12 protein-coding genes are annotated in these 13,012 nt (G+C 66.4%); 5 read left to right on the top strand and 7 right to left on the bottom strand.

Annotation, left to right across the window (positions count from 1 at the left end; genetic code table 11):
* Window positions 1-7 precede the first annotated feature (7 nt).
* A complete protein-coding gene (locus CFB40_RS26345) occupies window positions 8-1,795 on the top strand; it encodes a chloride channel protein (protein ID WP_089432839.1) in 1,788 nt (595 codons plus the stop codon).
* A gap of 477 nt (window positions 1,796-2,272) precedes the next feature.
* Complete coding sequence (locus CFB40_RS26350; protein WP_021162025.1) at window positions 2,273-2,608, top strand: hypothetical protein; 336 nt, start codon at window positions 2,273-2,275, stop codon at window positions 2,606-2,608.
* Window positions 2,609-2,698: 90 nt separating this feature from the next.
* On the opposite strand, the gene ppnP is transcribed toward CFB40_RS26350, so the two are convergent.
* Window positions 2,699-3,019 (bottom strand): pyrimidine/purine nucleoside phosphorylase, encoded by a 321-nt coding sequence (ppnP, locus tag CFB40_RS26355; RefSeq protein WP_021162026.1) that lies wholly within the window; start codon window positions 3,017-3,019, stop codon window positions 2,699-2,701.
* Between the two features lie 209 nt (window positions 3,020-3,228).
* Window positions 3,229-4,131: a LysR substrate-binding domain-containing protein gene (locus tag CFB40_RS26360; protein ID WP_089427280.1), complete on the bottom strand. Its 903-nt coding sequence runs from the start codon at window positions 4,129-4,131 to the stop codon at window positions 3,229-3,231.
* A gap of 181 nt (window positions 4,132-4,312) precedes the next feature.
* On the opposite strand from CFB40_RS26360, the gene CFB40_RS26365 reads away from it, so the two are divergent.
* The 3 genes from CFB40_RS26365 (at window position 4,313) to CFB40_RS26375 (ending at window position 7,633) form a co-directional block, all read left to right on the top strand.
* Entirely contained in the window at window positions 4,313-5,497 is a 1,185-nt protein-coding gene (locus tag CFB40_RS26365) for a M20 aminoacylase family protein (protein WP_089432840.1), read from the top strand.
* Between the two features lie 44 nt (window positions 5,498-5,541).
* On the top strand, window positions 5,542-6,861 hold the full coding sequence (locus CFB40_RS26370) for an MFS transporter (protein ID WP_089432841.1): 1,320 nt from the start codon (window positions 5,542-5,544) through the stop codon (window positions 6,859-6,861).
* A 229-nt stretch (window positions 6,862-7,090) separates the two neighbouring features.
* Complete coding sequence (locus CFB40_RS26375) at window positions 7,091-7,633, top strand: cysteine hydrolase family protein (protein ID WP_089432842.1); 543 nt, start codon at window positions 7,091-7,093, stop codon at window positions 7,631-7,633.
* 84 nt (window positions 7,634-7,717) lie between these two features.
* Here CFB40_RS26375 and CFB40_RS26380 read toward each other — a convergent pair whose 3' ends face one another.
* The 5 genes from CFB40_RS26380 to CFB40_RS26400 all read right to left on the bottom strand — a co-directional run bounded on the left by CFB40_RS26380 (window position 7,718) and on the right by CFB40_RS26400 (window position 12,898).
* Complete coding sequence (locus CFB40_RS26380; protein WP_046548031.1) at window positions 7,718-8,824, bottom strand: porin; 1,107 nt, start codon at window positions 8,822-8,824, stop codon at window positions 7,718-7,720.
* 63 nt (window positions 8,825-8,887) lie between these two features.
* Window positions 8,888-9,307 carry a DoxX family protein gene (locus tag CFB40_RS26385; RefSeq protein WP_089429075.1) on the bottom strand — a complete coding sequence of 140 codons (420 nt, stop codon included), beginning with the start codon at window positions 9,305-9,307 and terminating at the stop codon, window positions 8,888-8,890.
* A gap of 185 nt (window positions 9,308-9,492) precedes the next feature.
* Entirely contained in the window at window positions 9,493-10,770 is a 1,278-nt protein-coding gene (locus CFB40_RS26390) for a cytochrome c (RefSeq protein WP_089427276.1), read from the bottom strand.
* Between the two features lie 2 nt (window positions 10,771-10,772).
* On the bottom strand, window positions 10,773-12,392 hold the full coding sequence (locus CFB40_RS26395) for a GMC family oxidoreductase (RefSeq protein ID WP_089427275.1): 1,620 nt from the start codon (window positions 12,390-12,392) through the stop codon (window positions 10,773-10,775).
* Window positions 12,392-12,898, bottom strand: a complete 507-nt coding sequence (locus CFB40_RS26400) for a sugar dehydrogenase complex small subunit (RefSeq protein WP_089427274.1) — start codon at window positions 12,896-12,898, stop codon at window positions 12,392-12,394. The genes CFB40_RS26395 and CFB40_RS26400 overlap by 1 nt, the downstream gene beginning before the upstream one ends.
* Between the last annotated feature and the right edge of the window lie 114 nt (window positions 12,899-13,012).

Consider the following 13,012-nt stretch of genomic DNA (forward strand, 5'->3'; position numbering starts at 1 on the left):
CACTCCGATGAACGCACCACACAAACGCGATTTCGCGACCAACGACCGCCTGCCCAGGATCGCGTTGCTCGCCGCCGGGATCGGCGTGCTCAGCACGCTGGCCGCATTCGTGCTGTTGAGCCTGATCCACCTGTTCACGAACCTGTTCTTCTACCAGCAGGTCTCGTTCGCCGACCGATCGCCGGCGAACAGCACGCTGGGCGCATGGGTGATCATCGTGCCGGTGATCGGCGGGTTGATCGTGGGGTTGATGGCGCGCTTCGGTTCGGAAAAGATCCGCGGCCACGGCATTCCCGAAGCGATCGAGGCGATCCTGTTCGGCAAGAGCCGCATGTCGCCGAAGGTCGCGATCCTCAAGCCGCTGTCGTCCGGCGTCGTGATCGGCAGCGGCGGCCCGTTCGGCGCAGAAGGCCCGATCATCATGACGGGCGGCGCACTCGGCTCGCTGATCGCGCAGTGCGTGCACGTCACCGCCGCCGAGCGCAAGACGCTGCTCGTCGCCGGTGCGGCCGCCGGCATGACGGCCGTGTTCGGCACGCCGGTCGCCGCCGTGCTGCTCGCGGTCGAACTGCTGCTGTTCGAATGGCGCCCGCGCAGTTTCCTGCCGGTCGCGCTCGCCTGCGCGGTGGCCGGTTTTGCCCGCGCCGTGTTCTTCGGCGTCGATCCGCTGTTTCCGCTGACCACCGCCGCACCGACGCCCGTCGCGCTGCTGTCGTGCATCGTCGCGGGCCTGCTGTCGGGCATGCTCGCGTGCGGCCTGTCGGCGGCGCTGTATCGTGTGGAGGACACCTTCGCGAAGCTGCCGGTGCACTGGATGTGGTGGCCCGCGCTCGGCGCGGTCGTGATCGGCATCGGCGGCTGGCTCGAACCGCGCGCGCTCGGTGTCGGCTATGACGTGATCGGCGATCTACTGCATCAGCACATCGCATTGAAGATCGCGCTCGCGCTGCTGATCGTGAAGGCCGTGATGTGGGTGATCGCGCTCGGCTCGGGCACGTCGGGCGGCGTGCTTGCCCCGCTGCTGATGCTCGGCGCCGGCCTCGGCACCGTGCTGTCGCCGGTGCTGCCGGGGGGCGACCCGGCGCTGTGGCCGCTGGTCTGCATGGCCGCGACGCTCGGCGCGACGCTTGGCGCCCCGCTGACCGCGATCGTGTTCGCGTTCGGCCTCACTCACGACGCGAACGCACTGCTGCCGCTGCTCGCGGCGACGCTCGTCGCGCACGGCTTCGCGACCATCGTGATGAAGCGCTCGATCATGACGGAAAAGATCGCACGTCGCGGCTATCACATCTATCGCGAATACGGCGTCGATCCGCTCGAGCGGCACGACATCGGCGAAGTGATGACGTCGGCCGACCGGCTCGTCGCGATCGACGGCGCAGCGACGCTCGATGCCGTCGAGTCGCAGTACTTCGGCGCGAAGCAGACGCACCGCGCGTACCCGGTCGTGCAGAACGGCCGCCTGCTCGGTCTCGTCGATCGCGCGACGCTCGACGCGCAGCGCGCACGGGCCGCGGCCGACACGCCGATCGCGGGCGCATTCGCCGACCGCGCGCCTACGGTCGCGCAGGCGCACGAAACGTGCCGCGTCGTCGCGTCGCGACTCGCGATGCTCGGCCTCGAACGTCTGCCGGTTGTCGACGACGAGCAATCGATGCGCATCACGGGCATCGTGTCGCGCAGCGACCTGATCAAACCCGCACTCCAGCACTTCGACGACGAACAGAAGCGCGAACGCTTCCGCCCGATCGTCCCGGCCAACCTGCGCGACATCGGCACGCGCAAGGCCGGCTGACCCACTGCACTGCGCGGCCCCCTCGCCGCGCACGCTCCGCTCGCATCACCGCTTGCGCTCGCGATGCGGCACGCGTCTCGCATCGCATTCCACCGCTTCCCGTGTTTAAAGTTGGTTAACAATTCGACGGGCGAAAGTTTGTCATCATGGTGCTCATGCGACGGGGCCATCCATCCAGCCATTCCACTTCGCGATCCAATAAAGAGTCACGGCACGGCATGAAGACACATGCCGTTCGCCGCGACCGTCACGTCACCATACGACCGGGCAGCGCGCCGACCACGCCGCGCATGACGTCGTGCCGCACGCAATGCATGCTGTGCCGCAGCAAAGTGCAGAGCATCGGAGCCGCCATTTGGCAAGCGCGTTAACATCTTGTTTCGGAATAGCCGGAACCGTGCTCGCCCGATGCGATCTCACTGTTACGCAGTCCTGCTGCGCATCCCACTCAATCAATCACGACTCGAGGGAGATAACGTGAACGCGAAATACTTACCGCTCATCGCATTGACCGTGGCATTTTCTGCTCATGCAGCCGATTCTGCCCTGCAAAACGTGGGACAAAGCCAGAAACCCGCCGACCAGGTCGCGCAGTGCATCGCCAAGACCTGGGCCGACAAGTCACAGCAACAAGTGACGTCGCAGTATGAACTCGCGAACGGCCTCGCCATGGCCGTGTATGCGCCGGGCCAGCAGCCGCCGAATGGCGCCGCGGCCGTCGTGCGCCCGGCCAACGCCGCCAATGCGAAGACCTGGGTAGGTTTCCGCGGTGGCGATGCATCGTCGGCCGGCGACATCAACGCCTGCCTGTAACGAGAACAGGCGCTTCGGATGGCCCTGGCGCCATCCGCTTGCGACAAGCCCCGCTTCGGCGGGGCTTTTCTTTTGCAGCGCGGCGGCGTGTTACAGGTAGCTGCAGACGTAATCGAGCGTCTCGAGCACTTCGATGTCGAAGCGGCTCTTGCCCGGCACCGAGAACGATTCGCCCGCGCCGTAGGTCTGCCATTCGCTGCTGCCGTCGAGCTTCACGCGGCACTTGCCGGCCTGCACTTCCATCAATTCGGGGGCGTCCGTGCCGAAGTTGAGCGCGCACGGCAGGATCACGCCGAGCGTCTTGCGCGTGCCGTCCGGGAAGAGCACGGTATGCGACACGCACTTGCCGTCGAAATAGACGTTCGCGCGCTTGACGATCGATACGTTGTCGAATTGGGTTGCACTGGTCATGAAATGCCTCTGATTGCTGGATGCCGGATGGCGATGTTGTTGGAGGCCGGCCGGAGCGGCGGGCCGGCCGCTATGATACCGGCTCGCGCGGCATGCGCAGGAACGGCGTGCCTGCTGCGCAAGCCGCGTGCCCATCAAACGACGGCAACGCCGCACGAATAATCATCAGGATGACGATGCATTGAAGATCGCCGACCGCGGGCACCGGTTCACCGCAGCCCCTTGCGCCGCGCGGAATCACGCAGGCAGTCGAGCAGCATCGCCGCTGCCGGTGTCAGCGGGCTGTCGCGACGCGTGATGACCTGCACCGAGACGCCCGGCAGGCGCTCGCGGATCGGCAGCACCGCGAGCTGGTCGCGCGCCCATTCGGCCTGCAGCAATTGCTCGGGCATCGACGCGATCAGGTCGCATTCCATCATCAGACTGCGCGCGAGCCCGAAGCTCGGGCACTCGACGACACGCGCCGGCACCGGCAGCCCGTAGGCGACGAACGAATTGAACAGCACCTGCGTCGAGCTTTCCGGCGACGGGTTCATCAGCCAGTCGGCTTCGACGAGCTCGGCGAGCGACGTGGCCGACGCGAGCGGATGCCCCTTGCGGGCGACGATCAGCGACCGGCTCGCATACAGCTCCGCGTGATCGAATTCGGCCGCCAGCAGTTCGGGCACGACGACGGCCACCGCGAAATCGAGCGAACCGTCGTGCAGGCGCGGCAGCGCGACGCCCGGAAAACCCTCCATCAGGTTGACGCGCGCCACCGGGAAGCGGCGCCGGAATGCGCGAAACGCGTCGGGCAGGATCGTCACCGCGGCGGCCGGCGTGATCGCCGCCGCGACGGAGCCCGTCATCGCGCCCTGCGCCTGCTCGATGTCGTCGCGGGCGCGCTGCATTTCGGCGACGATCAGCCGCGCGCGCACCTGCAACTGCTGGCCGAACGCGGTGAGCTGCACGCCGCGCGCGGTGCGCACGACGAGCGATACGCCGAGCGCGATCTCCAGTTCCTTGACCGCCTTCGTCAGCGCCGCCGGCGACACGTTCAGGCGCCGCGCGGCCGCGCGAATGCTCCCCTCTTCCGCGACGGTGACGAACGCTTTCAGCTGATGGTATTTCATGGCGGCGACGCGTGATCCGTGGAAACCCCGTGCTGCGCGGCACACGCCGGCTCAGGGTATTCCCGAGCGGCAACCGGTGGTGAGCACCAAAGCAATTTATCAGCTTCTGGTACACAAAAGAAATTTATATGCTTGCTCGTCATATGTGCGTCAAACGCCCACCTGCCCCACAGGAGATACCATGCTGCAAGCCGTGAACCCCGTCATCCCCGGTATCGCCGCGATCGCACCCGAGCTGGTCGAAGTGCGCCGCCGCATCCACGCTCATCCCGAGCTCGCGTTCGAGGAAACGCTCACGAGCGATCTCGTCGCCGAGCTGCTCGCCGGCTGGGGTTATGAAGTGCATCGCGGCATCGGCAAGACGGGTGTGGTCGGCGTGCTGCGCGAAGGGCAAGGCACGCGCACGGTCGGGCTGCGCGCCGACATGGACGCGCTGCCGCTCGCGGAAACCACGGGCCTGCCGTACGCGAGCCGCCACGCGAACAAGATGCATGCGTGCGGCCATGACGGCCACACCGCGATGCTGCTGTGCGCGGCGCGCCACCTCGCAGCCACGCGCCAGTTCTCCGGCACGCTGAACCTGATCTTCCAGCCGGCCGAGGAAAACTTCGGCGGCGCGAAGGCGATGATGGACGACGGCCTGTTCGACCGCTTCCCGTGCGATGCGATCTTCGCAATCCACAACATGCCGGGCCGCGCGGCCGGCGACATGGCCTTCCGCACCGGCGCCGCGATGGCGTCGGCCGACCGCGTGACGATCACGCTGCGCGGGGTCGGCGGCCACGGCGCGATGCCGCATTTCGCGCGCGATCCGATGTCGGCCGCGGGCAGCATCATGGTCGCGCTGCAGACGATCGTCGCACGCGAGGTCGACGCGCAGCATGCGGCCGTGATCACGGTCGGCAGCGTGCAGGCCGGCGAGACGTTCAACATCATTCCCGAAACCGTCACGATGAAACTGTCGGTGCGCGCGCTGAACGCCGACGTGCGCGCGCTGCTCGCGCGCCGCATCGAAGCGCTCGCGAAAGGCCAGGCGGAAAGCTTCGGCGTCACGGCGGAAGTCGACTACGACTACGGCTACCCGGTGCTCGTCAATCACGCGGAGCCGACCGCGTTCGCGGCCGACATCGCGCGCCAGATGCTCGGCGCCGAACGCGTCGAAACCGACGCCGCGCCGTTGATGGGCAGCGAGGATTTCGCGTTCATGCTCGAAGCGCGCCCCGGCTGCTACGCGTTAATCGGCAACGGGATCGGCAGCAAGGGCGGCTGCATGGTGCACAACCCCGGCTACGACTTCAACGACGACATCCTCGCGATCGGCGCGAGCTACTGGGTTCGCATCGCCGAAGCCTGGCTCGCCGCCTGACGGCCCTTTACCCCATCGTTTCGCGCCCAACCGGGGAGCCCCACATGGAAACGTCCGCTCTTTCGTTCGCCGGCACGCCGGTCGATGCACGCGCCGCCGCGAAGAAACGCCGGCTGATCGCGGCCGCCGCCGTCGGCAACGCGCTCGAGTTCTACGACTTCACGGTCTACAGCTTCTTCGCCATCCTGATCGGCAAGCTGTTCTTTCCCGTGCATTCGCCGTTCGGGCAACTGATGCTCGCGGTGGCGAGCTTCGGCGTCGGCTTCGTCACGCGCCCGCTCGGCGGGCTCGTGATCGGCATGTATGCCGACCGCGCCGGCCGCAAGAAGGCGATGATCCTCACGCTGCTGCTGATGGCGCTCGGCACCGCGACGATCGCGGTCGCGCCGACCTTCGCGCAGATCGGGCTCGCCGCACCGCTGCTGCTCGTGCTCGCGCGCCTGCTGCAGGGGTTCGCGTCGGGCGGCGAAGTCGGCGCGTCGACGACGCTGCTGCTCGAACAGGCGCCGCAGCATCGTCGCGGCTTCTACGCGTCGTTCCAGTTCTCGAGCCAGGGGCTCGCCGCGCTCGCCGGCGCGCTGACCGGCGTCGCGCTGACGTCGACGCTGAATGCCGCGCAGCTCGAAAGCTGGGGCTGGCGCGTGCCGTTCATCATCGGCACGCTGTTCGTGCCGCTCGGCTACTGGCTGCGCCGCACCGTCGAGGAAGTGCCGGCCGCCGCGCCTGCCGCCGCACACGACGAGCCGGTTGCATCGCTGCCGCTCGCCGACGTGCTGCGCCATCACGGCAAGGCCGTGTTCGCAGGCCTCGGCGTGACGATCGGCGGCACGTCGATCCACTACATCATCGTGTTCTACATGGCGATCTACGGCGTGCAGGTGCTGCACCTGCCGACGTGGCTGTCGATGACGGCCGGCTGTGTGGCGGGCGCGATCCTGATGCTCGTGACGCCGATCGGCGGCCACCTGTCCGACGTCTACGGGCGCAACCGGATCGTCTGGTGGACGCGCATTGTGCTGATGGCCGCGATCTACCCGGCGTTCATCGCGCTGAACCGCTGGCCGGGCGCCGCATCGCTGCTGTCGATCATCGCCGCGCTGTCGATCGTGCATGCGATCAACATCGGCGCGACGGGCGCGATGCTTGGCGAGCTGTTCCCGCGTGCGGTGCGCGCCACCGGCGGTGCGCTCGTGTACAGCGTCGGCGTCGCGATCTTCGGCGGCTTCGCGCAATTCTTCGTCACGTGGCTGATCGCGGCGACCGGGAATCCGAACGCGCCTGCGTGGTATGCGATCGGGTGTGGCGCGATGACGCTGCTTGCTGTCCGCTGCATGGATGAAAAGGCCGGGAAGGCACTCGACTGACTGGTGGCCGATGCGCGATGCAGGATTGACGTGGCGCGCGTGCATCGTGCATGATCGCTCCATGCGCCACATCACGACCACCCCCTCGACCACGACGCGCACGACCGCCTTCGGCGGGCTCGTGCGGCGAGTGCGCGCAAGGTCGTAGCGCGATCCCTCACAGGCCCCGCCGGTTCCGGACGGGGTCTTGTCGTTTCTCCGTCCGTATCGGTCACTCAGGAGAAACGCAATGTCCGAAGTTACTTCCCCGAAACGTGCACTGCTCGTCGTCGACATGCAGGTCGGCCTGTTTCATGGCCCCGAGCGGCCATACGACGGCGAGCGCGTGCTCGCGAACATCAACCGGTTGATCGGTCGTGCGCATGAAGCCGGTGCGCCGGTGTTCGCCGTGCGTCACACCGGGCCCGCCGGTTCGCCGATCGCGCCCGGTTCCCCGCTGACCGCGCTGGTGCCGGAACTCGCGATCGATATGAAGCGTGACATCGTGTTCGACAAGGCGCAGTCGAGCAGCTTCGCAGGTACGCGACTCGCCGAATGGCTGCGCGAAGCCGGCATCGGCGAGATCGTCATCGCGGGAATGAAGACCCAGTACTGCGTCGATACGGCCTGCCGTGCGGCCGCCGATCACGGCTTTCGTGCGGTGCTCGTGACCGATGCGCACACCTGCATGGACACGCCGGAGCTGCCGGCCGAGCGGATCGTCGCGCATCACAACACGACGCTTGGTGGGCCGTTCGCGACGCTCACCACGACCGACGCGTGCGCGTTCTGATCGACACCGTTCACACACTCTAAACACAACAACGCACGGGCAGCTACCGCCCGTGCATTGCGTACCGGTCGCGTAACCGCCTGCTCAGAACGTATGCATCATCCCCACATACGCGCCCGTCTGCGACTCACCCGTCATCGGACTCGTCCCAGACGTCGCATCACGCGGCGTCGCGAGCAGCGAGAAATTCGAATTCCCGCCATTCCGAACATACGCAACCGTCCCATACAGGAACGTGCGCTTCGACAGGTTGTACGTGGTCCCTAACACGTACATCATCGCGTGCCCCGACGGATCGTGTGACGCATCGCCGCCGCCGTCGCCCACCTTCACGTAGTACCCGCCACCCGTCACCGCCCACTGCGGCGTCGCGGTGTAAGTCGCACCGAGCCAGTAGTGATCGGCCCGATCGGCGACACCGGCCGGGCTGTCCGGCGCCTGGTAATGCGTATACGCGCCCTGGATCTTGAACTTCGACACCTTCACGTTCGCACCGACGAAATACTCGCGCGACGCGGTGAAGATGTTGCTGAACTTGCCGTTGTTGTCGCGCAGTTCGTCGTAGATGCCGCGCACGTCGAGCAACGGCGAGTGGTACGAGATCATGATCCCGTCCGAGCGGCCGAAATCGTCGGCCGCACCGTAGTTGAAGCCGCGCGACTGGTTGCCGAACGCGTATTGCGCCTGCACGTCGAAGCCGCCGATCACCGGGCTGTGATATTCGATGTTGTTGCTGGTCTGCTGCCAGTTGCGGCCGCGCACGAGCGAGGCCGACGAAAACGCCTGCTGCACGAACGGGTCGAATTCCCACACGCCGTCGCTGTCGATGAACAGGTTGCGGCCGGCCTGCAGCTGGCCCCACGTGTTGCTCTTCAGCCCGACGTACGCGCGCCGCGACCACATGCGGCCGCCGCCGGTCTGGCCGTTCATCACCTGGAACGCGGTTTCGAGGTTGAAGACCGTCGACAGCCCGCCGCCGAGATCCTCGATGCCCTTCAGCCCGAACATGCTGGTGCCCCAGTCGCCGCTTTCCGCGCTCCAGCGGGTCCCGCTGCCGCCATTCGGCTTCGCGATGTGGTTCAGGTATTCGATGCCGCCGTCGACGCGGCCGTACAGCGTCACGCTCGTCTGTGCGAAAGCGGCCGCCGGTGTGGCAGCCGCGATCAGCCATGCGAAATGTTTGAGTCGCAAAATGATGCCCCCTCGGAGTCTCGACCTTCCAGCGCGCGCCCCATGCGCGCGCCCCGGGTCCGTTTATCCGCGATCGATCGAAAAACGACCGGGGCCCGCCGCGCAAAGCGCGAGCAGGCCGCCGGCGATCGCGATGTTCTTGTAGAAATGAATCATGTTGTTGATCTGCTCGCCGCCCGTCATCGTCCAGTAGTGGTGACCGATGATGCCGGTGCCGATCGTATAGAGCGCCAGCAGCAGCGCGAGCGCCCGCGTCTGGAAACCGACCAGGATCGCGATCCCGACGAACAGCTCCATCACGACGGAAATCGCGGCGGAGATGATCGGCGCGGGCGCGCCTTCGGAACCCATGAACGCGATGGTCCCGGGGAAGTCGACGATCTTCTTCCAGCCGAACATGACGAACAGGATCACGAGCAGGATCCGGGCAAGCAGCAGCAGCACATCGCGCTGGGACGCGAGAAACGGTTGATTCGGTGTCATGGTGTCGATCAACGAAAGCGATGCGCACGGCGAAAACACGCCCGGCGCACCGGATTGCGAATGAACCAGGACGGGCGGCCGCCTGCGCCGCCCGCCCCGCTCTGCAACAACCGGCATCGGGCAACGACCCGATCTGCTGTGCTCCTCCTCTTGTCAGTTATCGCCCTGCTTCGTCGCGCGCCGCATCAACGCAGCTTCGCGACGTCCTGCTCGGTCACCTTCGCGGCCGGATTGCCGAATTGCCCGGTCAGGTAGTTGGTCAGCGCGGCGATCTGCGCATCCGACAGCTCGTGGCGGAACGCCGGCATCCCGACGTCCTCGCTGCCGGCCTTGCGCTGCACGCCGTTCAGGATCACCTGCACGAGGTTGGTCGGATTCGATGCGCCGACCGTCGAGTTGTGGAACAGCGGCGGGTAATAGCCGTCCGGCGTGCCCTTGCCCTGCATCTGGTGACAGGTCGCGCAGTTGCCGAGATAGAGCCGGGCCGGATCGATGCCCGACGACGCGAGCGCGACGCCGCGCAGCGTCAGGCCGTCCTCGGCCGGCTTGCCCCACGACGCGCGCGACTGCTTCGCATCGCCGCTGGCGACGGCCGGCACCGTGCGAATGTACGTCGAGATCGCGCCGATGTCGGCTTCCGTCATCTTCGAGAAGCTGTGCTCGATCGCCTCGGCCATCGGGCCGGCCGCCTGCGCGAGGCCCGGCACGCTACCGGTGCGCAGGTACTGGACGAGCTGCTGCTGCGTCCACCCGCCGATCCCCGCATTGGCGTCGGACGTGATGTTGTAGCCGTCCCAGCCCGCGAGCACCGAGCCCGACAGGAAGCTGCCGCCCGTTTCGTCGAGCGACTTCTCCTGCATCGCGATGCCGCGCGGCGTGTGGCACGTGCTGCAGTGCGCAAGGCCCTGCACGAGATACGCGCCGCGGTTCCACTCGGCGCTCTGCGCCGGCTTCGGCTGGTAGACCCCGTCCTTCAGGAACAGCCAGTTCCAGATCTTCAGCGGCCAGCGCATGCTCAGCAGCGCGGGGATCTCGTTCTTCGGCGGCGCCTGCTTGACCGGCTCGACGCCGTGCATGAAGTACGCGTACAGCGCCTGCACGTCGTCGTCGTTGATCTTCGCGTACGACACATACGGCATCGCCGGATACAGGTTGTCGCCGTTCTTCGACACCCCGTGGCGCACCGCGCGCTCGAAGTCCTCGGCCGACCAGTTGCCGATGCCCGTCTCGGGATCGGGCGTGATGTTGCTCGTGTAGATCTTGCCGAGCATCGGGACCGGCATGCCGAGACCGCCCGCGAACGGCTTGCCGCCCTTCGCGGTGTGGCACGCCATGCAGTCGCCCGCGACCGCGAGATATTCGCCGCGCTTGACCAGCGCCGGATCGGCCGCATCGGCCGCGCGTACGAGACCCGGCAGCGCGAGGCAGCCGGCGAGGAGGAAGGTGAGAGTAGATTTCCGCACGGTCAGACTTCCTTCTTCAGCGTGTCCGACATCCGCAGCGCAAGCGCGGCGATCGTCAGCGTCACGTTCACCGTACCGACGGTCGGCATCGTCGAGCTGCTCGAGATGAACAGGTTCGGATGGTCGAACGTGCGGCAGTCCTTGTCGACGACCGAGTCGCGTGCATCCGCGCCCATGATCGTCGCGCCCGTGATGTGGTTGTTCGGCGCGAACTCGTCATTGAAGACGACTTCGGTGCCGCCCAGCACCTTCGCGGCCGTCGCGTAGACCTCGCGCGTGTGCACGGCGCCGCGCTTCACGTAGTCGTCGATCGCATACGTGATCTCGGGGCGCGGGATGCCGACGGCGTCGGTGGCCGTCTTGCTCGGCACGATGCGGTTCTCGGGTTGCGGCAGGATTTCGTGGAAGCAGTCGAACTGCACGTAGCGCGCGGAACGGTCGCGGATCTGCGCGTCGAGCTCCTCGGGCTTCATCAGCTTGCCGGCCTTGAAGATCTTCTGCGTTTCCTGGTTGATGCGCGACATGTTCGACAGGTGGATCTTCTTCGCGGCTTCGGTCGCGCGGAACGGGCCGTCGCGGAAACCGATCAGCGACGTCATCTCCTGCGGGCCGCGGCCCGGCCACAGCTTCTCGTTCGCGTAGAACGACACGCCGGTGCCCGGGTGGTCCATCAGGTTGCGGCCGACCATGTCCGAGCTGTTCGCGACACCGTTCGGGAAATCGCGGTTCGCGGACATCAGCAGGATCTTCGGCGTCTCGATGCCGTTCGCGGCGATCACGAAGTACTTGCCTTCGACGCGATGGTCGGCGCCCGTCTTGTCCTTGTAGACCGCGGCGGTGATGCGCTTGTCCGGCCCGGTCTCGAGCTTGTAGACGACCGCGCTGTCGATCAGCTTCGCGCCAGCCTGCTCGGCCTTCTCGACGTGCACGATGCCGTTGTACATCGCGCCGATCGGGCAGATCGGCATGCAGTTGTTGTTCCCGCAACACGTCGGCCGGCCGTCGTACGGGCGGCTGTTGCGCGCGACCGGCTCGGTCACCACGTGGAACTTCGGGTCATAGCCGTTGAGCGCGCTCTTGATCGTGTGCTCGTTGAACGACAACGGCAGCGGCGGCATCGGGTACGGCTGCTTGCGCGGCGAGTACAGGTCTTCCTCGGGGCCCGGGCCCCACACGCCGAGTTCCTCTTCGGCGCGCTGGTAGTAATGCTCGATGTCGTCGTACTGGATCGGCCAGTCGCGGCCGACGCCGTACACGGTCTTCATCTTGAAGTCGTTCGGGATGAAGCGCCACGCCGACGCGGCCCAGTGCCACGTCGTGCCGCCTACCGCGCGGATGTACTGCGAGTTGAACTTGTGCTCGCCCTTCAGGATCAGGTAGTCGTTCGGCGGGCCGTATTCCGGATGCGGCGCCCACGCGCTCGACGGGTACGGCGCCATGAAATCGGTCTTGTCGACCTGGTTGCGGAAGCGCTCGACGATTTCCCAGCGCGGCATGCGCGGGCCGGCTTCCAGCAGGATCACGGACTTGCCCGCCATCGCGAGCTGGTGCGCGACGATCGCGCCTGCGACACCCGACCCGACGACGACGACGTCGGCCTTTTGCGTATCGGTATCGGCCATCAGGCTTGCCTCTCGATCGGTTTTTCGGCCCAGAAGCCGGGTTTGTTGGGGCAATACGACGGGATCACGAGCGTATCGGATACGACGCTGAACATTAATGCTTCTTCGTAGGTAATCACGACGTTATCGACGATGCCGAGATACCACGCTTCAAGAATCTTCAGCGCGAGTGCTTCCTGGTCGGGATTCAGCGAACCGGACGCGAGTGCGCCGGCGAGTTGCGGCAGGCTGTCGGCCGTCTTGAACGAACCCTTCTGCAACGCCTGCAGGAAGCGCTGGCCGAGCACGCGGCTCAACCCCTTCTTGCCTGTCACTGCTTCGGAGAGCGTCATGAACGTATCGAGCGGCGCGGTGCCGGGATCGTCGGCCAGGGCCCGCAACGCCAGCGAGCCCGTGAGGCCCGCCGCCGTCAGCGCCAGTGCGCCCTGCAGCCATTGACGCCGTGTGATGCCTGTTACGGCTGCGTCGCCCGAGCGACGCGAGTGGGGAGTGTTGTCGTTGTGCATGTTTCCTTCTCTCGAACACCGGATTCGGGAAAACCACGCTTGATATTTCTCAAACATTGGCGCGGACCTGAAATGTACGCGCACAAATCGGATCGAACAATCTTTTTATAGTCC

The organism is Burkholderia sp. AU31652 (genome assembly GCF_002223155.1).
Lineage (GTDB): Bacteria > Pseudomonadota > Gammaproteobacteria > Burkholderiales > Burkholderiaceae > Burkholderia.